A 22863-nucleotide genomic window follows, 5' to 3' on the forward strand; every position below is an offset into this window, starting at 1 on the left:
GAAAAGCCAGGGCCGCCGAACCCTTTCGGGGGCGGCGGCCTTGGCACATGGGCGCAGGAATGGATGGACGCTGGCGTGGATGTTCTTTTAGTTGGCCTTGGGGTCCACCAGGTTGAGCTGGGTGATGCCGACGGCATTGGCCGCCTCCACCAGATCCTTGCTCTGCTGGACCAGGCTGTCGATGGTGGCCTGGATCTTGGCGCGCGAGGCCGAGTCGCGCGCGCCCTGGATGGCCTGGTCGAACGGCGCGGGAATGGCCTGGGCCGCCTGCACCGACTGCATGATCTGGCGCGTGGTCCTGTCGGCCAGCGCGCTGTCCTTGGAGGCCACCCAGTCCTTGATGCCCGGGCCTTGCAGCTCGCTGCCATCCAGGCGCTTGTAGCTGCCTTGCCAGACGTTGAGGATGCCCTGGGCATTGGTCACCGCATCGCGGTGCGTGTTGTCCGAGAAGCAGGAGTGCTCGTCTTCCTGGTCGCGGCTGGCCAGGGCCACCTCCAGGCGCTCGCCGGCCAGCTCGCCGCGCGACAGCGAACCCAGGCCCACGAAGATGCGGCGCAGCGCGTCGTCGGGCTTTTTCTCGAACTGGGCGCGGAAGTTCTTGGGCGAGCCGGGCTTCCACTGGTCGGCCACGGATTGCAGGTCCTCGATCAGCAGCGCGGTCACCACTTTCAGGTACTCGCGGCGGCGGTCGGCATTGGACTTCTTGCCATCGACAAAGTCGGTGTACGGACGCGCGCCCGGCCCCTTGTCGTTCAGGTCCTGGCCCCAGAGCATGAACTCGATGGCGTGCCAGCCGGTGGAAACGTTCTCCTCGCCGTCATGCTCGTTGAGCTCGGCCAGGCGCTTCTTGGTGATGGCTTCCTTGCGGTTGTTGATGATGCCGGCGTTGGGATTGCCTTCCACATAGTCCACATAGGACTCGTCCATGGGCCAGGCGTTGATCTGGCCTTCGGGTCCTTCATCGTTGTCGATGGGACCGGCGTAGAAGCGGAAGGCTTCGGTCTGGCCGTAGTACTCCCGGGCATCCAGCCAGGCCTTGCGTGCCTGGTTCAGGCCCTGCTCGCTGGGCGCCGCCAGAAAGGCCGCAATGGCTTTCTGCATGGTCTTGGCGGAGCTGATGGAGTCCGAGTAATTGGCGTGCACCAGGGTGCCGTAATGCTTGACCACCTCCGCAACGGAGAGGCTCTTCTTCACGGGCTGTTGAACGGTGCCGGCGGCTGCGGCCTGGCTCATCGGGGCGGCCGCGCCCAGGGCCAGGGCGGCTGCAATCAGGATGGGATGCATGGCAGAAAGGATCGGAGGTTGGAGAACTCGGAATGCCAAACTGTAATGAGAATTGTTTTTATTGGCAAAACCTGCGAGATATCGCCGCACTGCACCGCAAGGTCATAGACGGACCCGGGCAGAAATGGGGCGCGCCAGCGGCGCAATGGCCGCAGCGGGCGCCAGCCTAGCACGAGCACCCTTGGCGTCCCGGCCAAAGACCCAGCGCCCTGGCATAAGCCCCGCAGCTTGCCTTGGCTGGCGACTTGCCTTACCATTGCGCCCGCTCGCATGGGCCGCCCTCTCCTCGCAGGGCCTGCCCACCGCCTCCAAGCCCTGATCGCCCGGCCGATTTCAGGGCTTTCGCTTTTTGCAGAAGCGGTCTTTTGGCGCTGCACCTTGCGCTCTGTCTTTGCGCGCAGCCCCTGCCATGCTCCGGCATGCCGGCCGCCCAGCTTGTTTTCCCACCAGGATTTCCCGTGCCCATCGCCACTCCAGGATGCCGCACACGCGCAGCGTGCCCGCACGCCGGCCCAGCCGGCGGCGCAGGCGTTTTGCGTGGTGCCGCACCCCAGCGAGAGCGCGCGCCGTCCTGGCTTTCAAGGATCTTCACGTGACCACCACTTCCTCCGGGGCGCTCGCAGCCAATGCTGCCGGCGCCAGCACAGACACGCATGCCGGCGCCCATGCCACCCAGGTCAATGGCTACAGCTGGAAGGCCCTGGCCGGCTCGGCCGTAGGCTATGCCATGGACGGCTTCGACCTGCTGATCCTGGGCTTCATGCTGTCGGCCATCTCGGCCGACCTGCACCTCACGCCGGGCCAGGCCGGTTCGCTGGTGACCTGGACGCTGATCGGTGCCGTGTTCGGCGGCATCTTCTTCGGCCTGCTCAGCGACCGCTACGGGCGCATCCGCGTGCTGACCTGGACCATCATGCTGTTCGCAGTCTTCACGGGCCTGTGCGCATTCGCGCAGGGCTACTGGGACCTGCTGGCCTACCGCACGATAGCGGGCATCGGCCTGGGCGGCGAGTTCGGCATCGGCATGGCACTGGCCGCCGAGGCCTGGCCCGCACGCCACCGCGCCCGCGTCTCGTCCTACGTGGCCCTGGGCTGGCAAATGGGCGTGCTGGGTGCGGCGCTGCTGACGCCGCTGCTACTGCCCCTCATCGGCTGGCGCGGCATGTTCCTGGTGGGCGTGATACCGGCCGTGGTGGCCTGGGTGATCCGCAACAAGCTGCACGAGCCCGAAGTCTTCGTGAAGCGCCAGCAGTCCGCCACGCCCTCGGCCCGCGTGCCGGTGCTGCAAAGCCTGAAGCTGCTGGTGAAGGACCGCGCCACGACCAAGGTCAGCCTGGGCGTGATCGTGCTGACCTCGGTCCAGAACTTCGGCTACTACGGCATCATGATCTGGATGCCCAGCTTCCTGTCCAAGCAACTGGGCTTCAGCCTGACCAAGTCCTCGATATGGACTGCCGTGACCGTGGTGGGAATGATGGTCGGCATCTGGGTCTTCGGCCAGCTGGCCGACCGCATCGGCCGCAAGCCCAGCTTCCTGATCTTCCAGCTGGGCTCAGTCATCATGGTCGTGCTCTATTCGCAGCTGTCCGACCCCACGGCCATGCTCTGGGCGGGGGCCCTCATGGGCCTGTTCGTCAACGGCATGATGGGCGGCTACGGCGCCGTGATGAGCGAGGCCTACCCCACCGAGGCGCGCGCCACCGCGCAGAACGTGCTGTTCAACATCGGCCGCGCCGTGGGCGGACTGGGCCCGGTGGTGATCGGTGCGCTGGCCATGAGCTATTCGTTCCAGGTAGCCATCGCCCTGCTGGCGGCCATCTATGTGCTGGACATGCTGGCCACGGCCTTCCTGATCCCCGAACTCAAGGGACGCGAGCTGTCCTGAGCGGCTCAGATTCTCCGGCTCAGAAGAAGGCCCCACAATGCAAAGAGCTGCCGATGGCAGCTCTTTTTTTGTCCGGCAACCGGCGTGCCCAGGCTCAGCCGCCTTCGCTGCACTCCAGGTTTTCGATGCGGTCTGCCGCCTCGCGGATGCCTTCCTGGAACATCTGGTCTCCCAGCATCACGGAGACCTGGCCCTCAAAGCCGCGCAGCTTGATCAGCGCGGCCTCGTAGCCGCCGCTGCCCATGCGCTTGAGGCCGCACAGCGCATAGAGCTTGGCCACGGGAGATCGGCGCGGATCGTCGATCACCGACAGCAGGACGGCATTGGCCTCTGGCCGCCTGAGCATGGCCTCCAGGTGCCGCTCCGCAGGCGAGATCTCGCCCGCGAACCCGACCAGCCCCAGGTTGAACTGCGAGGCGTCCAGAGGAGCCGGGTCCAGCGGACGGGACATGGCCGGGGTGGACAGGAGCAGGCAGATCAGGGCGGCGGACAGGGTGGTCTTCATGGCAGGGGCAAGGCCGTGGATGGCCTGGTGAGGCAGTCGAAAAGGATCTTCGATGCAAAGCGTGGCAGCAGGTTCCCACACCACCGCTTTCACCGCCTTCATCCGCCAAACAGCCACCCTGCGGCCAGCGTGCCGGCATAAAACAGCAGCAGGGTCACAGGCACCAGATGCCAGCCCCAGACCCGGAACCACCAGTGATTGAACCAGGTCACCAGCGCACCGATGACGGCGCAGATGGCCAGCGCATCCAGCCGCTGCCGAAAACTTTCAGCAACACCTTCGGACGCGAAGAAGATGAACGCCGCGATGAAGGAACACAGCAGGGCGGTGTAGACCGCCACTTTCTCTTGCCTGCGCAATTTCAGGATGCTCATGGAGGGCCAGGGAGGTTTCGATGATTCGGTCGCCAGAAAAGCCCGCGCCGCCAGAGCGCGCAGGTTTCACAGCGGCGCAATTCTTCGTATACCGCCCTGAATGCGCCATCAGACCCGTCCGAATCTGCAGCCACTGCTGCGCATGCGCAACGCGCTGCTGCTCCTTCAACACTCCATCCGCTCCATCCGCTCAATCGGCCACGGCCAGCACCACGGCGGACTCCGGCACCGTCAGCCAGACCTTGCGCCCTGCGCGCAAGGTCCAGGACTCGCCCTCGGCCGGCTCGGCCGCGTAACCCACGCCGCTACCGCCCCAGGGCAGTTGTGCCACCACTTCACGCGGCCCCGCCCTGTCGGCCCGGGCCACGCGCTGCACCTGGGCGGGCCAGGCATTGGCCTGGGCAGGCACATCGGAGCGTGGCGCCGAAGGCAGCACCTGCACGGCTGCGGCCTTGCACAGTGCCATCAGGGGCAGGCCCGGCGCCAGGCCCAGCAACTGGGCGCTTTCTTCGGTGATGCGTGCGGCAATGCCTGATGCATCCCCGCCGCCGTCGGGCAGCAGCCAGACGCGGACCTGGGCGCCCTGCGCCTGCAGGGAACCAACCCGGCAAGGCCACAGATTGCGCATGCTGGTGCGCAGGCCCAGCCCCAGCCCGGGAGCCGCCGAAGAAACGCCGGCGGGCCCCCCAAAGCGCTGCAGCACCTGCGCGCGCGCCTGCTCCAGCGCATCGGCCATGGCCAGCAGGGACTGCCCGGCCTCGGTGATGCGCGCGCCACCACCGCCGGCGCCACCCACCGAGCGCTCCACCAGGGCACGGCCCGCCAGATTGGTCAGCACATCCAGCGCCTGCCAGGCCGCCTTGTAGCTGACACCCGCCTCGCGCGCGGCCTGGGAAATCGAATGCCCTGCCGCGATATGCCGCAGGATGGCGATGCGCCGGTCGGCCAGGTCATGGCCCAGCGCGGGCACCAGGTCTGAGGGAGAAGCGGGGGTTGCGGCAGTCATGCGCAGCATCATGCCCGCCAAGCGTTATTTCCCGCCAAGCAAAACGCCTGCACCCTGCATGCGCATTTTCAGGTCGTTACACTGCGCTATTCACCAACGGAATAGCGAGAGACCCATGAACGTGAACCAGCCCCTGCGTGCCACCGCCTTCGCCGCCCTTGCCCTGTTCGGCTGGGCCGCTGCGCAGGCCGCCGAAGTGTCGGTGGCCGTCGCCGCCAACTTCACGGCGCCCATGCAGAAGATCGCCGCCGAGTTCGAGAAGGACACCGGCCACAAGGCCCTGCTTTCCTTCGGCGCCACGGGCAAGTTCTATGCGCAGATCGTCAACGGCGCGCCCTTCCAGATCCTGCTGGCCGCCGACGACACTACGCCCGAGAAGATCGCCAAGGAAGGCCGCGGCCTGCCCGATTCGCGCTTCACCTACGCCATCGGCCAGCTGGTGCTGTGGAGCCCCAAGGCCGGTTATGTGGACGACAAGGGCGAGGTCCTCAAGACCGGCGACTACAAGCACATCGCCGTGGCCAATCCCAAGCTGGCGCCCTACGGCACGGCCGCCATGGAAGTGCTGAACAAGCTGGGCATCACGGCCCAGGTGCAGCCGCGCATCGTCATGGGCGAGAACATTGCCCAGACCTACCAGTTCGCGGCCACGGGCAATGCCCAGCTGGGCTTTGTGGCCCTGTCGCAGGTGATGGAAAACGGCAAGCTGCGCGAAGGCTCGGCCTGGCAGGTGCCCGGCTCCATGCACGAGCCCATCCGCCAGGACGCCATCGTGCTCAACAGCGGCAAGGACAACGAAGCCGCCACCGAGCTGATGAAGTACCTGCGCGCCGACAAGGCCCGTGCCATCATCCGCTCCTACGGCTATAGCTTCTGACACCTGTTGAGGCGCGCTTGCGCGCCTTCCCTCTCTCCAGGGGAGGGGTCGGCCGGCACGGGCCCGTGCTCAGCGTCGCTGAGCCGGGCCGCGCCGGTTTCGTGCGTTGAGTGAGATCCAACAGCGCTGCGAACCACTGAATTCTTCCCGCATGATTCTTACCGCCGACGACTACGCCGCCATACGGCTGACGCTGAAACTTGCCAGCGTGACCACGGTGCTGCTGCTGACGCTGTGCACGCCGCTGGCCTGGTGGCTGGCGCATACGCGCTCGCGCTGGCGCGGCCCGATTGGCGCCGTGGTGGCGCTGCCCCTGGTGCTTCCGCCCACGGTGATCGGTTTTTACCTGCTGGTGACCATGGGTCCCAACGGCCCCGTGGGGCAGCTGACGCAGGCGCTGGGGCTGAGCACCCTGCCCTTCACTTTTCCGGGCCTGGTCATCGGTTCGCTGGTCTATTCCATGCCGTTCACGGTGCAGCCGCTGCAGCGTGCCTTCGAATCCCTGGGCACGCGGCCCATGGAGGCTGCGGCCAGCCTGGGCGCGGGGCCGCTGGACCGCTTCTTCACCGTGGCGCTGCCGCTGGCGCGGCCGGGCTTCATCACGGCGGCCGTGCTGACCTTTGCGCACACCGTGGGCGAGTTCGGCGTGGTGCTGATGCTGGGTGGCAATATTCCCGGCGTGACGCGCGTGGTCTCGGTACAGATCTACGACCATGTGGAAGCCATGGAGTACGCCCACGCCCACTGGCTGGCGGGTGGCATGGTGGTGTTCTCCTTCCTGGTTCTTCTGGCCCTGCACCTGTTGCAGCCGCGTGAGGAGCGCCGCGCATGATGACCGCCTTCTCTCCTTCCCTGATGTCCGGCGCCGCGCACTCCCATCCCTCCTCGGAAATCATCGCAAACCTGGCGCTGGAGCGTGCAGACTTCCGCCTTGATGTGCAGCTGCAGTTGCCCGGGCGCGGCGTTACCGCCCTGTTCGGCCCCTCGGGCTGCGGCAAGACCACCTGCCTGCGCGCCCTGGCAGGACTGGAGCGCGCGCGCGGCCGCGTCGCCGTCAACGGCGAGGTCTGGCAGGACGATGCGGCCAGCCAATGGCTGCCCACGCACCGCCGTGCGCTGGGCTATGTGTTCCAGGAGGCCAGCCTGTTCCCGCACCTGACCGTGCGGCGCAACATCGACTACGGCATGCGGCGCACGCCGGCCGCACGGCGCAAGGTGTCCCAGGACCAGGCCGTGTCCCTGCTGGGCATAGGCCACCTGATGGACCGCATGCCCTCCACCCTGTCGGGCGGCGAGCGCCAGCGCGTGGCCATTGCGCGGGCGCTGGCCACCAGCCCGCGGGTGCTGCTGATGGACGAGCCCCTGGCCGCGCTGGACGCCCAGCGCAAGGCCGAGGTCCTGCCCTACCTGGACCAGCTGCGCCGCGAACTCGACATTCCCGTCCTCTACGTCAGCCACTCCATCGACGAGGTCGCGCGCCTGGCCCAACACCTGGTGCTGCTCAAGGCAGGCGGCATCGTCGCGGCCGGCGCCACCAGCGAGCTGCTGGCACGGCTGGACCTGCCCCTGAGCATGGGCGACACGGCAGCGGCCATGGTCAGCGCACAAGTCCAGCAGCACGATCCCGATGCACACCTGAGTACGCTGTCCTTCGATGGCGGGCGCCTGCGCCTTGTCATGGCCTCCCCGCGCCCCATCGGCGAAACCGTGCAGTTGCGCGTGCAGGCACGCGATGTGAGCCTGAGCCTGCAGCACCCGCAAGACAGCAGCATCCTCAACATCCTCCCGGCCACCGTGCAGGAGCTGCGTGAGGACGGCCCGGGCCAGGTCATGGTCTCGCTGCAGCTGGGCCCGTCCCGCCTGCTGGCACGCATCACCCTGCATTCCGCCCGGCAACTGGGCATTGCGCCGGGCATGCATGTCTTCGCCCAGATCAAGGGCATGGCATTGCTGGACTGAGCACGCGCGGCGGCGCCGATATCATGCGGAAGCCGCCTGCGCGGCCCACGCCATGAACGCCACCACCGAACACGCCCCCGCACCCGTCCCCGCCCCAGACGCAGGCCCCGGCGCAGCAGATGCTGCATGCGCCGCCCCGCCCTCCATTGCCGCGCTGCGCACGCATGCGGTGGCGCGCCACCGGCTCGGTGAAGGCGGCGCCGTCAGCATCCAGGCCGAACCGCAGGTGCTGGCCAGCGAAGTCCCCATCGCCCTGGTATTCAATGGCATCTCTCACGCCGTGATGATGGGCACGCCCTCGGACCTGGAAGACTTTGCGCTGGGGTTTGCGCTTACCGAAGGCATTCTGGACAACGCTGCCGACTGCTACGGCATCGAGGTGCGCACCGTGGCTGCACAGGCCGCAGGCCTGCCGGCCGGCATGGACGGCATCGAGGTGCAGCTGGACGTGGCCTCGCGCTGCTTCGCCCGCCTCAAGGACCGGCGCCGCAGCATGAGCGGGCGCACGGGCTGCGGTGTCTGCGGCGTGGACAGCTTCGCGGCGCTGGACCTGTCCTTCGACCCCCTGCCCGCGCACGACTGGATCGCCCGTGTCGATGCCGACACCGTCTGCGCAGCCATCGCGGCACTGCCGCCGCTGCAGTTGCTCAACGCCGAAGCCGGCGCCGTGCATGCCGCAGGCTGGGCAGGGCTGGACGGGCAACTGACGGATGTGCTCGAAGACGTGGGCCGCCACAACGCGCTGGACAAGCTGGTCGGCCGCCTCTCCCGCACAGGCCGCCTGGGCGAGGCCGGCTTTGTCGTGCTCTCCAGCCGCGGCAGCCATGAGCTGGTGCGCAAATGCGCCAAGGTCGGCATCGCCGCCCTGGCCACCATCTCCGCGCCCACGGCCATGGGCGTGCAGATGGCCGAACTGATCGGCCTGCGCTTCTGGGGCCTGTGCCGCCCGCCCAAGGCGGTGCTGTATGCGCCGGGCCGCACCTGAACCAATGCCCGAGTGCCGCGCCTGCGCAGCGGCAAGTTCGTAGAATCGCGGGTTCAGCCCCTGGATGTACACCATGAACCGCTGCAAGCCCCATTTCTCTACCGTCCGCCGCCTGTGTGCCGGCGCCCTGCTCGCCGGCCTGGCCTGCGCCAGCCTGGGCGTGGCCGCGCAGGGCCTGCCGTCCAACGAGACGCGCAATTTCCCGCCGCAGGCCCAGTTCGGCGAGCTGGTCGTGACCCAGTTCCCCGAGGTGGAGATCGACGGCAAGACCATTCGCACCAGTCCGGGCTTTCGCCTGTTCAGCCCTGAACGCACGCTGGTGCAGGCCATCAATTACCAGGGCAGCAAGCTCGTGGTGGGCTATGTGATCGAGCCGCAGACGCAGTGGCTGCACCAGGCCTGGATCCTGACCAAGGCTGAGGCCGACAAGCACTACAAGCCCAAGTCGATGCTGCAGCGCATCTTCAACTGAGCACAGCACGTACACGGCTGACGCGGCCCGCGCCTTGCGGGGCGCAGCGGCCCGGCCATGGGGCACGCCGCCCCCTGGCCGAGCCACCTTCATTTTTTGCAGACCGCCGCTTGCAGTGCGGTGGCTGCCTGACGGAACCCCACCATGTCCAAGAAAGTCTTTATCAAAACCTTCGGCTGCCAGATGAACGAGTACGACTCGGACAAGATGGCCGATGTGCTGGGCGCAGCCCAGGGCTACGAATCCACCGATGACCCGGAGCAGGCCGACCTGATCCTGTTCAACACCTGCTCGGTGCGCGAGAAGGCGCAGGAGAAGGTGTTCAGCGACCTGGGCCGCTACAAGCACCTGAAGGAACGCGGCGTGCTCATCGGCGTGGGCGGCTGCGTGGCCAGCCAGGAGGGCGAGGAAATCATCAAGCGCGCGCCCTATGTGGACGTGGTCTTCGGCCCGCAGACCCTGCACCGCCTGCCCGAGCTGCTCAATGCACGCGCCGCCAAGCACAAGCCCCAGGTCGATATCAGCTTTCCCGAGATCGAGAAATTCGACCACCTGCCGCCCGCGCGCGTGGAAGGCTCCTCGGCCTTCGTCTCCATCATGGAAGGCTGCTCCAAGTACTGCAGCTACTGCGTCGTGCCCTATACGCGCGGCGAGGAAGTCAGCCGCCCGTTCGAGGACGTGCTGATCGAGGTCGCCGGCCTGGCCGACCAGGGCGTGAAGGAAGTCACGCTGCTGGGCCAGAACGTCAACGCCTACCTGGGCAAGATGGGTGACACGGCCGAGATCGCCGACTTTGCCCTGCTGCTGGAGTACGTGTCCGAGATCCCCGGCATCGAGCGCATCCGCTACACCACCAGCCACCCCAACGAGTTCACGCCGCGCCTGATCGAGGCCTACGCTCGGCTGCCCAAGCTGGTCAGCCACCTGCACCTGCCCGTGCAGCACGGCAGCGACAAGATCCTCATGGCCATGAAGCGCGGCTACACGGCCATGGAATACAAGAGCACCATCCGCAAGCTGCGCGCCATCCGGCCCGAGATGGCCATGAGCAGCGACTTCATCGTGGGCTTCCCCGGCGAGACCGAGGAAGACTTCCAGAAGATGATGAAGCTCATCCACGACGTGCGCTTCGACAACAGCTTCAGCTTCATCTTCAGCCCCCGCCCCGGCACGCCGGCCGCCAACCTGCACGACGACACGCCGCACGAGGTCAAGCTGCGCCGCCTGCAGGAGCTGCAGGCCGTGATCAACAACAACATCAAGGACATCAGCGACGAGCGCGTGGGCACGGTGCAGCGCCTGCTGGTGGAAGGACTGTCCAAGCGCGATGGCAGCGAACTCATGGGCCGCACCGAGTGCAACCGCGTGGTCAACTTCCCGGGCAACGAACGCCTGATCGGCCAGATGATCGATGTGAAGATCACCGAGGCCCGCACCTTCACGCTGCGCGGTGAAGTCGTGGTGCGCCACTGAGCCCAACCCGACCCCGGCGGCCCAGCGACCTCCTGCGTAACCCAAGCCCGGCAATGCCGGGCTTTTTGCATGTAACAGGACGTGAAAACAGCCCGGCCACTCTGGCATGGTGCCGGCTGGCCCGCTAGCATCGCGGGGTCGCCGCCCTGAGGTCCGTCGGCCTGCATGGCTTTTCCAGCTTCGCTTGCTTGCTATCGATTCCATGAACACCTCCCAGCCCGCCACCGCCCAGGCCGTCCTTGAGGGCGAAGCCCTGCATGCCTTCATGGACCAGGCGCACGACCTGCTGCAGCAGGAGGCTGATGCCAGCCCCATCGCCCCGGCCGAACGCCAGGCGGCCGTCATGGAGCTGCTCTCCCAGCAGCGTTTCGCCCCGGCCACGGTGGGCGAGCTGGAGCGCCTGCACGATCTCTGGCTGGACCTGGAACGGCCCGAAACCGCCAACGCACTGCTGCGCGAACACCGCGCTGCCACGCTGCAGCCCTTGCAGGGCGACAACCACCTGCTGGCCACGGCCAGCCTGGCGCTCAGCGACATCCAGAGCCGGCTGCGCTTTGACCGTGAAGGCGGCGTGGCCCTGCTCGCGCCCGCCGCCGATCTCATGGGCCGGCTGCCGCACACCAGCGAGCCCTACCGCTACTGGAACGGCTGGCACTACCTGGCCCGCGAAGCCCAGGCCTGGGAGCTGGCCGAGCAAGGCGTGGACCTGCAGCGCAGCCACGAACGCAGCGACCCGGATGGCGAGGCCTCCCCCGCGCGCCGCGACGCGCGTGCCTGCCTGCGCAAGGCCGAGCTGGCCCGTCTGCGCGGCGATGTGCCCGCCACCGTGCGCCAGGTGCAGGCTGCCACGGCGCTGCTGACCCAGGCCGATGCAGAGCAGAACGTGGACTTCGACGACTGGCTGCACCTTGCGCGCGAGGTCCTGCCGCTGGCCCCGCAAAGCGTTCCGGCCGTGCTCATGGCGGCGGAGCAGCACCTGGCCCGCACCGAAAGCCCCGCCGCATCGCAGGCGGTGCGCACGCACCGCAAGGTCCATGCGGCCCGGCTGCAGGCCATGGCCTGCCATGCCATGGGCCAGCCCGAGGCCGCGCTGCAGTTGGCCGCGCTGGGCCGCTTCGGCCTGGTGGATGACTCCGACGATGCCTTCAGCGGCCTGGTGCTGCAGTGGCTGGAAGAGGCGGGCCGCCTGGCCGATGCGGCGGACCTGGCTCTCGAATGCATATTGCCTTATCGCCAGGGCTCGGCTGCACAGGCCTACGAACTCGCGCTGCGCATGGTGGACAGCGATACCGGGCAAGCGCCCACGTGGGCGCTGATCCTGGCGTGGGCCGGCCTGCACCCCCAGCTCCAAGAGCTTCTGGAAGACAGCCCGGCTGCGCCGCGCAGTGCCGACGAGTACCTGGCACTGGCACGCTCGCAGGCGCCGAACCATCCGATGCTGGACCTTGTCGAAGGCTGGCGCCTGGCACGGGAACACCATTGGGACCAAGCGCTGCCACTGCTCGAACGCGGTGTTTGCGAGCAGCCCCGGTACGCCAACTACGAACCGCTGTCCCTGCTGTGGGCTGCACGCTTTGCGGTGTTTGACGCGGGCCAGGCGCTGGCACGCCCCTTTCCCCTGTGCCACGGCGCCCACTGGTGCTATGCGGCGGGCGTGACCCTGGACGACGAGGACGACCTGGCCGCCCTCATGGGCGAAGGCCGGCAGGTGCCGGGCGACGAGTTGCGCGAGCCGCTGGTGCAGCGTTACTACGAAGAGGGCCTGGCCCGCTTCGAGGCCTTCTGGGCCAGCGGCCAGGGCATGTACAAGGACGCGCACCTGCACGTCTACTCCATGCTCTGCAACAACCTGGCCATCAAATACCGATCGCAGCAGCGCTATGACGAGGCGGCGGCCCTGCACCACAAGGGCCTGTCCAGCAGCCCCTTTGCCGAACACCACGACGGCCTGCTGTGGTGCGCCATCCGCCGTGACGACCGCCCCGGCATCGTCACGGCGGCCGAGCAGCTGTGGCACTTCACCCAGGACTACGGCTACAGCCGCCACTGCCCCACGGACTACTTCCCCAGCGCGGCACTGGCGCTCTACCAGCTGGGCCGCGCGGGCGAGATCGGCATCTGGCTGGAGCGCCTGGACCAGTGGTTCGAGGAATTGGACGAGGACGACCAGCGCGAACAGCGGCGCGACTACCTGGCCTCGCTGATGTCCCTGCTCGACTTCTTCTCCGAAAACCATGGCGAACTGGTGCGCCCGCGCCTGGACGCCCTGCTGCCCGAAGTGCGCGCCCTGGGCGAGTGCTACACCCTGCGCCGCCTGGCCTGCGCCATGGAAAGCTGCGGCCCCATCGACCAGGCCGTGGCCCTGCACCGCGAGGCCATCGCCAAGCTCACGCCCGACGACGGCGAGGCCGAGCACAGGATGGCAAAGGACGGCCTCAAGCGCTGCCTCAAGCTGCGCTCGGACAGCAAGCCCTGGTGGAAGCTGTGGTGAACCCGGGCGCCGGTGCCAACGCCGCCAGTGCCTATCGGCCGCGCGACGTGGTCAATGCGCCGGTCATCAAGCAGCGCATCCGCGAGCGCAGCGCCGCACGCGGCGACAGCGAGGAGATCGCCGCCTGGCTGGCCAACCACTTCTACCGCCATGTGATCGGCAACCTCGACGCCGATCCGCCTGCCGTGCAGCCCGTGTCCACGCAGGCCGAGCTGCTGCGCCTGCACCGGCGCGCCGAGCCCGCCGCCTGGGCACTGGAGCGCCTGCGTGAACATGCGGCCCGCCAGCCGCTGTCACCGGACAGGCCCGCGGCCGACGGCAACGCGCCACTGTGGTGGGTCGAGCCCGACAGCGCACCCCTGCTGGCGCTGGAGAGCCGGCTGCTGGAGTTCCTGTCCACCCGGCGCGGCACCGCGCTGGAGGGCAAGCTGCAGCGCATCAACTGCCCGCAGGCGCTGGCGCGCTGGACGCTGGAGCACCTGGCCTTCGCCCGGAGAAGCGACAGCGGCTGGGCCGAGCACCGGCCCGGCGCCGTGCGCCCGCTGCTGCGTGCCCAGCTGGGTGTCTTCGTTGAATTCGATGCCCAAAGCCCGGACCTGCGCGCCGAAATGGCCTATGAAAGCCAGATGATGCGCCACTGCCTGGGCCAGTTCAGCGAGCGCGGCGCACTGCGCGGCGGCTATGGCGAGCACTACGCCGACGCCTGCGAGCAGGGCCGGCTGCGGCTGTTCAGCTACCGCACGGGCACGGCCCAGCCGCGCATCACCGTCAGCGCCCAGGTGCGGGACGACGGGCGGCTGCGCATCGACCAGATCAAGGGCAAGCAGAACCGCCCGCCGATTGCGCGCTACCTGGCCGATGTGCTGGCCCTGCTCAATCACCTCGATACCGATGGCGAGGCGCCGGCGGACGCCCTGGCCATGGGCATCGTGCGCCGACCGGCACAGCTGCTGGCCACGGGCAGCGCGGCTGCCTGGTGCGCGGCCAGCGAGCTGCACACCGAGGCCGAGCAGCTGTGGCTGCTGCAGTCCCACCCGGCGCTGCTGGAGCAGTTGGACATCCGGTCGCCCCTGATGCAATGGCTGGTCGCGGCACGCCGCGACACCGTGCCCGTGCCCGCCTTCGAGCGCATGCTGCGCAGCGCGGCCCTGCAGCAGTCGCTGGAGCTGGCGCGGCGCCGGGCGGGATCGCCGGCAACACCGGGAACGCCGGGCAGGACAGGAAATCCGCGATGAACGCCTTCACCCTTGTTGTGCTGTCTGCATTGGTCTGGTGGGCAGTGCGCGCCGGCCTGCGGCGCATGCGTGCGTCGCGCCAACGCGGTGACTTCAGCAGCTACCGCAGCGGTGACGCGGCACTGGACTGGGCCCTGGCCCTGGCCCATCCCATGGCCTTTCACGCCATTCAGGGCGGCTTTGCAGACCGGCAGCTCAACGGCGCCGACTCCGCCCTGACCACCCAGCTGCGCCCCATGGTGCTGCACCACCTGGGCCTGCGCACCGACCTGGACGATGCCCAGATCGCACGCCAGTTGCCCGACGGCCTGCGCCAGCGCTGGTTCACGCTGGACCTGCAGCGCCTGCAGGCCGGTGACGATCCCCATGCCGCCATGGCCTTTGCCTGCGCGCGCGTGGCCTTCCATGTCCGCTGCGCCTGGCTGCTGGGCTGGGTGGACGAGGCCCTGCACCAGCAGATCCTGCACCTGAACGCATGCCGCGCGCGGGACTGCTTTGACAGCTGGCAGGCCTTCGGCCTGGCCTATGCGCGGGGCCGCAGCCAATGGCTGGCCCGTGGCCGGGCCGACGTACTGGGGCGCAGCGTGACGCCCGAGCAAGTGCAGCAGTGGGTGGCCGATCCGCGCCACCCCTGGCATGCGATGCCCTGGCAGCAGCAGGCCGTCCGGTGACTGCCGCCAGGCGGGTGCGCCGCCTGCCCTGCCCGGTGCTCAGCCTTCGCCATGCACCTTGGCGAAGGTGAGGATCACCTCCCGCACCACCTGGCGCTGAGGCGCGGGCAGCTTCAGAAAGGCATCGAAGGTTTCTCGTTCGAGATAGCCCACGCCCGGCTCCTGGCATTCGAGCGGCGACGGCAGGGACGGCGGGGACCGGTGGGCCGACTCGCCATAGCGCAACACATCGGGCTCGACCTCGAGCAAACCCGCCAGCAGCACCAGCTTGTCCTGCTCGGGAACGGCCTCGCCGTTCAGCCAGCGCGAGACCGCCTGGAATGAGATCGGCGGCCCCCAGTAACTGGAATTGAACAGCTTCAGAAGCACGCTGGGCCGGGGCTCCAGTCCCGCAGCCTCGATGGCCTGGCGCAGGCGCAGTGCGAATTCGAGCTTGTTACGCATTCCGACACCCTGGATTTCCCTGGAATCTTGATTGAATCATCAGCCCGTCGCCCGGCCAGCGTTCAGGCGAAGATGCTGCGCGCCTCGGTGAAGCGCTTGGCGAAATAGATGTTGTCCATGCGCACGCGCTGCACCGTGCCGCCGCTGGACGGTGCATGCACGAACTGGCCGTTGCCGACAAAGATGCCCATGTGCGAATATCGCGAGCCCAGGGTGTTGAAGAACACGAAGTCGCCGCGCTGCAGGCTGCGGCTGCCCACGGGATTGCTGAACTGCGCCCACTGCGCCGTGGTGCGCGGCAGGCGGTTTTCGGTGATGCCGCCCACGGCCCACTGGATCAGGCCGCTGCAGTCGAAACCGCCTTCGGGCGAATTGCCGCCATAGGTATAGGGCGTGTTGACCACAAGCATGGTGCGCGCCAGCAGCGCCTCGCGCAATTCGCCGTCCAGATTGAGCGCCTGCGGCGAAGGCACCGGCGCCGGGCCCGAGCCTTTGCGTGGTGCGGACGAGCAGCCAGCCAGCAGCACGGCGGCCGCCAGCAGACCCCAGTCACGGCGCGAGAGCCGCGCCCCGGTCACCGGAGACACCGCAAGAGAAGTCGAAACACCAGCCTTCATGGCGCTGCATGTTCTCACAAAGCCCTCGCGGCCAAAAGAAAAGCCGCAGGCTGCGCTGCGGCTTGGCGGGAAAGAGCGCGCGGCCCGGCGGCTCAGGCGGTGCCCATCAGAACGGGAGCTTGGGCATGCCGCCGCCACCGCCCATCATTCCCTTCATGGCCTTCATGCCGCCCATGCGCTTCATCATCTTCATGAGGCCGCCGCCCTTCATCTTCTTCATCATCTCCTGCATCTGCTCGAACTCCTTGAGCAGGCGGTTGACTTCCTGGACCTGCACGCCCGCGCCGTCGGCAATGCGCTTCTTGCGCGTGGCCTTGATGATCTCGGGCTTCTTGCGCTCCTTGGCGGTCATGGAGCAGATGATGCCTTCCTTGCGGCGGATCTCGCGCTCGGCCTTGTCCATGTCCACCTGGCCGGCCTTGGCCGTGAGCTGGGCCGGCAGCTTGTCCATGAGGTTGGACAGGCCGCCCATCTGCTTCATCTGCTGGATCTGGGCCAGGAAGTCGTTGAGGTCGAAGCCGTCGCCGCTCTTGACCTTCTCGGCCAGCTTCTGCGCGGCCTCCATGTCCACGCCCTTGGTGACCTGCTCGACCAGGGCCACGATGTCGCCCATGCCCAGCACGCGCTGCGCGTGGCGGTCGGCGTCGAACACCTCCAGGCCGTCGATCTTCTCGGACACGCCGGCGAATTTGATGGGGGCGCCCGTGATCTGTCGCACCGACAGCGCCGCGCCACCGCGCGAGTCGCCGTCGAGCTTGGTCAGCACGATGCCGGTCAGGGGCAGCGCTTCCTTGAAGGCCTTGGCCGTGTTGATCGCATCCTGGCCCTGCATGGCATCGACGACGAACAGGGTCTCGACCGGCTTGAGCGTGGCGTGCAGATCCTTGATCTCGGCCATCAGCAGCTCGTCGATGGCCAGGCGGCCGGCCGTATCGACCAGCAGAACGTCAAAGAAGTGGCGCTTGGCGTAGTCAAGCGCGGCCACGGCGATGTCGTGGGGTTTCTGGTCGGGCGTGGAGGGGAACCACTCGGCACCGGCCTGGGCGGTCACGGTCTTGAGCTGCTCGATGGCGGCGGGGCGGTACACGTCGCCCGACACGGTGAGCACCTTCTTCTTGCGCCGCTCGATCAGGTGCTTGGCCAGCTTGGCCGTGGTCGTGGTCTTGCCGGCGCCCTGCAGGCCGGCCATCAGGATGACGGCCGGCGGCTGGGCGTTGAGGTTGATGTCGGCCACGCCCTCGCCCATGGTGGCGGCGAGTTCCTTGTTGACGATGGACACCAGCAGCTGGCCCGGCTGTAGCGAGCCCAGCACCTCCTGGCCCAGCGCCTTTTCCTTGACGCGCGCAACGAAGTCGCGCACCACGGGCAGAGCCACGTCGGCCTCGAGCAGGGCCATGCGCACTTCGCGCAGCATGTCCTGCACGTTGGATTCGGTGATGCGGGCCTGGCCGCGCATCTCCTTGACGAGTCGCGAAAGTTTGTCGGTCAGAGCGGAGGCCATAAGCGGGGAGGAACTGGAGTCGTCGGAAAGGAAAAGGTGTGCTGCAGCGAGCCAGCCGGGGCCAGGTGGCCAAGTGGGGCCGGGTCGCGGCACGGACCCTGCAGATCCCGATGATTCTACCCGCTGCCCCTGCCGGGGTAAGTACCGGCCTTCCGTGCCCCACGGCAGGCATCGGCCAGCAGTAACATGCGCAATGTTTCCATAGTTTATGGCTATCACATTCCGCAATGCTGGCTTGCTACCGCCTGGGAGTCTTCATGCCTGATACGCCGTATCGCCAGTTCCTGGACCGTGTGCCCGACGGGTTTCTTCTGTTTGACGAGCAGGGCGGCCTGCTCGATGCCAATGCCCAGGCCTGCGCCAGCCTGGGCCATCACAAGGCCGCCATGCTGGGGCTGGGCATCATGGACGTATGGCTGGACCTGGATGGACGGCCGCGTGATTTCTGGCGGGAAATGGTCGTGGACAGCCAGGCCCGTCTGCGAGGCCGGCTGATCCGCCGCGATGGCAGCAGCTTGCCCGCCGAGATCCATGTCCATTGCCTGTCACTGTCGGGCAGGCGGCTTTTCTTCACTACCTGGCACGACCTCAGCGAGCGCACCGGCCAGGACGAGCCGATCGGCCAGCCCAATGCGCAGCTTGAGCCGCACCTGCAAAACCGCACCTGGCCGTGGCAGGACTCGACGCGCCTGCTGGAGACCGTGATGCGCGAGACGCCCGACCTGGTCTTCGCCAAGGACCGGCAGGGCCGCTACACCTTCGCCAACCCCGCCACAGCCCGCTTTGCCGGACGCGCGCCCGAAGACATCGTGGGCAAGACCGACCAGGAGCTTTTCTCCGACAGCAGCTTCACCGACAGCGACCGCCGGGTGCTGGACAGCGATGCGCCCGTGGTGATGGACGATCATCTGCTGGTCGACGGGCAGCGCCGCATCTTCCAGTCCACCAAGATTCCCTATCGCGATGCCGAGGGCCGGACCGTGGGCGTGCTGGGCATTGCGCGCGACATCACCCTCATGCGCCAGACCGAGTCCCAGCTGCAAAAAAGCTACGACGTGCTGCGCCAGGCCGAACAGCTGGCGCGCCTGGGCAGCTGGACATGGGAACTGGACACCGGGCACTTTCAGGCCTCGGAGATGATGTATGTGATGAACGGCCTGGACCCCCAGGGTCCGCCACTGACGCGCCATGCCCTGCGCGCCATGCTCGGGCCGCAGGATCTTGCCCGGCTCACCGCTGCCGTGGATCTGTGCATCAGCACCGGCCAGTCCTACAGCATCGATGTGGTCCAGCGCTGCCCGGACGGCCGGCAGTTCGCTGCCCGCCTCATGGGCCGGGCCCTGCGCGACGAGCAAGGCCGCATCGTCGCGCTCAGCGGCACGCTGCAGGACCTGTCCGAACGCGAGGACGCACGCATGCGCCTCGAAGCCCTGGCCGACAACCTGCCCAGCGGCGCCATCTACCGCCTGGAAGGCGGCTTGACGCAACTGCGGCTCAGCTACATCAGCGCCGGCATAGAGAACCTGATCGGCGTGCCGGCCCACGCCATCATGGCCGATCGGCAGGTCTACCTGAATGCCATCCATCCCGAGGATCTGCCGCTCTACCAGAGGATGATGCAACGCTCGATCGATACGCTGCGGGTCTTCGATTGCCGCTTTCGCGTGCTCAAGCCCGACGGAGAGATCCGCTGGCTGCGCTGCCGCTCGGCCCCCCGGCGCTGTCAGGAGGGCATGGTCTGGGACGGCATCATGCTGGACATCACCCGCGAGCGCGAGGCCGAGCAGGCGCTGCATCAGGCCAAGGAAGCCGCCGAAGCGGCCGAACGCGCCAAATCGGATTTCCTGGCCATCATGAGCCACGAAATCCGCACACCCATGAATACCGTCATCGGCATGACGCGCCTGGTGCAGCAGACCGCGCTGACATCGCGCCAGCGCGGCTACCTGGAGAAGGTGGAGCGCTCGGCCAGCGCCCTGCTGGCCGTGATCAACGACATCCTCGATTTCTCCAAGATAGAAGCGGGCATGCTGGCGCTGGAGGAAGTGGACTTCGCCCTTGACGATGTGCTGGAGACCGTGACGGCCTCCACGGCGCTGCGCGCAGAGGAAAAGGGGTTGGAAGTGGTCTATGCGCTGGACCCGCAGCTGCCGCCCCGTTTGCGCGGCGACCCAATGCGCCTGGGCCAGGTGCTGACCAACCTGGTCGGCAACGCCATCAAGTTCACCGAGCATGGCGAGGTGGTGATCTCCCTGCATCTGGAGCCGCCACCGGTGAACGCGCCTGCGGATGCCGATGCGGGCACCACGGCAGCGCCCCTGCACCACCTGTGCGTGAGCGTGCGCGACACCGGCATAGGCCTGGATGCATCGCGGGCCGAGCGGCTGTTCCAGCCCTTCACCCAGGCCGACATCCAGACCACGCGCCGCCACGGCGGCACCGGCCTGGGCCTGGCCATCTGCCACAGGCTGGTGCAGCTCATGGGCGGCGAGATCGGCGTGTGCAGCCAGCCCGGCCAGGGCAGCGACTTCCGCTTCAAGGCCAAGGTCCGGCTTGCCACGGATGCGCTGCCGGACGGCCACGACAACCTGGGCAGCACCGGCGTTCTCATCGTCGATGACAACGCCAGCGCGCGCGAGGCGCTGGCTGCCATGGTGCGCAGACTGGGCATGCGCTGCGATACGGCGGCGGACGGCATGCAGGCGCTGCGCATGCTTCAAGAGGCCGCACGCCAGGAATCCCCCTATGGCCTGGCCCTGCTGGACTGGCGCATGCCCGGCATGGACGGACTGGAGCTGGCACGCCGCATGCGCGAGCGACAGGACCTGGTCAAGACCCCGGCTGCGCTCATGGTCACGGCCTTCGGGCGCGACGAAGTGCAGCTGCGTGCCGCGCAGCTGGGCCTGCGGGGCCTGCGAGGCCTGCTGATCAAGCCCCTGACCGCATCGGCACTGAGGTCCTGCATCCGGGAGGCGCTGCGGGACCCGGAATCGACCCAGCCCGAAGACCCGGCGGCCGGCCCGTCGCCACAGCAGCGCTACCCCGACCTGCCTGGGCGCAGGGTGCTGGTGGTGGATGACAACGTGCTCAACCGCGAGGTGGCCACCGAGCTGCTGGAGCAGGCCGGCATATCGGTACAGACTGCGCAAGACGGTCTGCAGGCGCTGCAGCTGCTCGACAGTCAGCCTTTCGATGCCGTGCTCATGGACGTGCACATGCCCGGCATGGACGGCCTCAGTGTCACGCGCGCCCTGCGCACGCGCAGCGCGCTGCGGCATCTTCCGGTGATCGCGCTGACTGCACAGGCCTATGTCGAGGAGCGCGCCCGGATCGAGGCCGCAGGCATGAATGCCCATCTGACCAAACCCGTTGACGATGTGCTGCTGTACGAGACGCTGCAGCGCTGCCTGCGCGCAGCCCCCCCGACAACGGCAGCGCCTGCGCCGGCCCCGCCCTCCCGGCCCACGCCGCCAACCCCTGCCCCGGCCTGGGATCCTGTGCAGCTGCGGCAACGCCTTGCCAGCCAATCGCCGCGCATGCAGCATGCGATCGAAGGCTTTGCCCAGGACTTTGCCGATGCGCCGCAACAGCTGCGCCGCGCCGCGCGCAGCGGCAACTGGGCAACCGTGGCGTCGTTGGCGCATACCTTCAAGGGCAGCCTGGGCTACCTGGGCGCGAACCTGCTGGAGCAATGGTCAGCCATGGCCGAGACCGGCGCGCATGCCTGCCTGTCAGGCGACGGCAATGGCGGGAATGCCCGGCCCAGCGGTGATCTGCCATCCCTGGTCCAGGCGCTGGCCGATGGACTGCAGGGCCTGCTGGCGGAAATCGCCGTGCGGTCCAGGCAGGCGGCCTTGCCACCCCTGGCCACGGTGTCCAGCGCTGCGCCCTCGCGGCAGCGGCAGCCGATGACCGCAGAAGAAGTCTCATCCACGCTGGCTCGGCTGCGGCTGCAGATTGCCGACAGCGACTATGCCGCCGTGGCCGAACTGGAACGGCTGCGGCCCCTGGCCAGCGGGCGACATGCGTCCGTGCTGCAGCGCATCCAGCGCTGCACCGAGTCCCTGGAAACCGAGGCGGCGCTGCAGGCGCTCGATCAGCTGGCGCGGAGCATGGCCGCGAACCGGATGGCCCTACAGGGAGCTGCAGATGCTTGACGCCCTGACCGGGTCGGAGCTGCCCACGGTCCTCATCGTGGACGACGAGCGGCTGAACCGCAGCATGCTGGCCGAGCTGCTGAGCCCCCACTACCGAGTGCTGCTGGCCAAGGACGGCCCTGGCGCCCTGGTGATCGCCCACCGCGAAGCCCACCGCCTGCAGCTGATCCTTCTGGACCTGGCCATGCCCGGCATGAACGGCTACGAGGTGCTGGGTGCGCTGCGCGCGCAGGAGCGCACCGCCCATATCGCCGTCATCTTCATCACCGGACAGAGCAATGCCGAGGCCGAGGAATATGGCCTGCGCCTGGGCGCGGCCGACTATGTCTCCAAGCCCATACGCCCCGCCGTGGTCGAGGTGCGCGTGCGCAACCAGATCCGGCTGGCCCTGCAGCGCCAGGCCCTGGAGCGCCTGGCCATGGTGGACGGGCTGACCGGCCTGGCCAACCGGCGCCACTTCGACGACGTGCTGGAGCGCGCCTACCGCCGCAGCCTGCGCACCGGCGAGCCCGTGGGCCTGGCTCTCATTGATATAGACCACTTCAAGCAATACAACGACTGCTATGGCCATGTGCAGGGGGACGAGGCGCTCAAGGCCGTGGCTGCCACGCTGCAGCGCCATGCGCGCCGGCCCTACGACCTGGCCGCGCGCTTTGGCGGCGAGGAATTCGCGCTCATCCTCCCCGGCGAAAGCGACGCCCCGGCCATGGCCGAGCATTTCCGCCAGGAAGTGCTGCGCCTGTCCATCGCCCACGCCGCCTCTCCCACGGCGCCGCAGCTCACCGTCAGCTGCGGCGTACTCACCGTACGGCAGCCGTCTGCCGCGCCTTTGGAAACCTGGCTGCAGAAGGCGGACGGCCTGCTCTACCAGGCCAAGGCCCAGGGGCGCAATCGCATCGAGGCAGCCGTGGAGCCCTGAAAATGCGC

19 protein-coding genes are annotated in these 22863 nt (G+C 68.0%); 12 read left to right on the forward strand and 7 right to left on the reverse strand.

The genetic code is table 11. From position 1 onward, the window contains the following. Nucleotides 1-87: 87 nt before the first annotated feature. Complete coding sequence (locus tag AC57B5_RS14450; RefSeq protein WP_071954426.1) at nt 88-1284, reverse strand: imelysin family protein; 1197 nt, start codon at nt 1282-1284, stop codon at nt 88-90. A gap of 727 nt (nt 1285-2011) precedes the next feature. On the opposite strand from AC57B5_RS14450, the gene AC57B5_RS14455 reads away from it, so the two are divergent. Further along, complete coding sequence (locus tag AC57B5_RS14455; RefSeq protein ID WP_224986381.1) at nt 2012-3169, forward strand: MFS transporter; 1158 nt, start codon at nt 2012-2014, stop codon at nt 3167-3169. A 94-nt stretch (nt 3170-3263) separates the two neighbouring features. On the opposite strand, the gene AC57B5_RS14460 is transcribed toward AC57B5_RS14455, so the two are convergent. From AC57B5_RS14460 to AC57B5_RS14470, 3 genes are all read right to left on the reverse strand, one after another. Then, a complete protein-coding gene (locus AC57B5_RS14460) occupies nt 3264-3674 on the reverse strand; it encodes a hypothetical protein (RefSeq protein ID WP_065346145.1) in 411 nt (136 codons plus the stop codon). Between the two features lie 98 nt (nt 3675-3772). Then, entirely contained in the window at nt 3773-4048 is a 276-nt protein-coding gene (locus AC57B5_RS14465) for a hypothetical protein (RefSeq protein ID WP_034390552.1), read from the reverse strand. Nucleotides 4049-4238: 190 nt separating this feature from the next. Continuing rightward, on the reverse strand, nt 4239-5066 hold the full coding sequence (locus tag AC57B5_RS14470; RefSeq protein WP_496399798.1) for a TOBE domain-containing protein: 828 nt from the start codon (nt 5064-5066) through the stop codon (nt 4239-4241). Nucleotides 5067-5169: 103 nt separating this feature from the next. On the opposite strand from AC57B5_RS14470, the gene modA reads away from it, so the two are divergent. The 9 genes from modA to AC57B5_RS14515 all read left to right on the forward strand — a co-directional run bounded on the left by modA (nt 5170) and on the right by AC57B5_RS14515 (nt 15217). Next, nucleotides 5170-5931 (forward strand): molybdate ABC transporter substrate-binding protein, encoded by a 762-nt coding sequence (gene modA, locus AC57B5_RS14475; RefSeq protein ID WP_097203539.1) that lies wholly within the window; start codon nt 5170-5172, stop codon nt 5929-5931. A 151-nt stretch (nt 5932-6082) separates the two neighbouring features. Beyond that, nucleotides 6083-6763: a molybdate ABC transporter permease subunit gene (gene modB / locus AC57B5_RS14480; protein WP_013804076.1), complete on the forward strand. Its 681-nt coding sequence runs from the start codon at nt 6083-6085 to the stop codon at nt 6761-6763. Continuing rightward, complete coding sequence (gene modC, locus AC57B5_RS14485) at nt 6760-7890, forward strand: molybdenum ABC transporter ATP-binding protein (protein ID WP_496399799.1); 1131 nt, start codon at nt 6760-6762, stop codon at nt 7888-7890. Before modB ends, modC begins: the two co-directional genes overlap by 4 nt. Before the next feature lie 52 nt (nt 7891-7942). After that, nucleotides 7943-8875 (forward strand): formate dehydrogenase accessory sulfurtransferase FdhD, encoded by a 933-nt coding sequence (gene fdhD, locus AC57B5_RS14490; RefSeq protein WP_496399800.1) that lies wholly within the window; start codon nt 7943-7945, stop codon nt 8873-8875. Between the two features lie 73 nt (nt 8876-8948). After that, complete coding sequence (locus AC57B5_RS14495) at nt 8949-9347, forward strand: hypothetical protein (protein ID WP_063328008.1); 399 nt, start codon at nt 8949-8951, stop codon at nt 9345-9347. Nucleotides 9348-9491: 144 nt separating this feature from the next. Further along, nucleotides 9492-10820: a tRNA (N6-isopentenyl adenosine(37)-C2)-methylthiotransferase MiaB gene (gene miaB, locus AC57B5_RS14500; protein ID WP_012203445.1), complete on the forward strand. Its 1329-nt coding sequence runs from the start codon at nt 9492-9494 to the stop codon at nt 10818-10820. Between the two features lie 202 nt (nt 10821-11022). Further along, nucleotides 11023-13311, forward strand: a complete 2289-nt coding sequence (locus AC57B5_RS14505; RefSeq protein ID WP_496399801.1) for a hypothetical protein — start codon at nt 11023-11025, stop codon at nt 13309-13311. Then, on the forward strand, nt 13308-14546 hold the full coding sequence (locus tag AC57B5_RS14510; RefSeq protein WP_496400116.1) for a hypothetical protein: 1239 nt from the start codon (nt 13308-13310) through the stop codon (nt 14544-14546). The genes AC57B5_RS14505 and AC57B5_RS14510 overlap by 4 nt, the downstream gene beginning before the upstream one ends. Next, entirely contained in the window at nt 14543-15217 is a 675-nt protein-coding gene (locus AC57B5_RS14515; protein ID WP_063327205.1) for a DUF1266 domain-containing protein, read from the forward strand. The genes AC57B5_RS14510 and AC57B5_RS14515 overlap by 4 nt, the downstream gene beginning before the upstream one ends. A 39-nt stretch (nt 15218-15256) precedes the next feature. On the opposite strand, the gene AC57B5_RS14520 is transcribed toward AC57B5_RS14515, so the two are convergent. The 3 genes from AC57B5_RS14520 to ffh form a co-directional block, all read right to left on the reverse strand. Beyond that, a complete protein-coding gene (locus tag AC57B5_RS14520; protein ID WP_012203441.1) occupies nt 15257-15661 on the reverse strand; it encodes a helix-turn-helix domain-containing protein in 405 nt (134 codons plus the stop codon). A gap of 62 nt (nt 15662-15723) precedes the next feature. Further along, the gene (locus tag AC57B5_RS14525; RefSeq protein WP_034390530.1) at nt 15724-16278 is read right to left on the reverse strand and encodes a C40 family peptidase; all 555 of its coding nucleotides are present in this window, start codon (nt 16276-16278) and stop codon (nt 15724-15726) included. A 106-nt stretch (nt 16279-16384) separates the two neighbouring features. Continuing rightward, on the reverse strand, nt 16385-17779 hold the full coding sequence (gene ffh, locus AC57B5_RS14530; protein ID WP_012203439.1) for a signal recognition particle protein: 1395 nt from the start codon (nt 17777-17779) through the stop codon (nt 16385-16387). 257 nt (nt 17780-18036) lie between these two features. Between ffh and AC57B5_RS14535 the strand changes: the two genes are divergently transcribed. Continuing rightward, nucleotides 18037-21936, forward strand: coding sequence for a response regulator (locus AC57B5_RS14535; RefSeq protein WP_496399802.1), 3900 nt, complete (start codon nt 18037-18039; stop codon nt 21934-21936). Continuing rightward, nucleotides 21929-22855 (forward strand): GGDEF domain-containing response regulator, encoded by a 927-nt coding sequence (locus AC57B5_RS14540; RefSeq protein ID WP_012203437.1) that lies wholly within the window; start codon nt 21929-21931, stop codon nt 22853-22855. Before AC57B5_RS14535 ends, AC57B5_RS14540 begins: the two co-directional genes overlap by 8 nt. Nucleotides 22856-22863: the final 8 nt, after the last annotated feature.

The organism is Delftia sp. BGA-UO-ETr-SB1, from assembly GCF_059567865.1.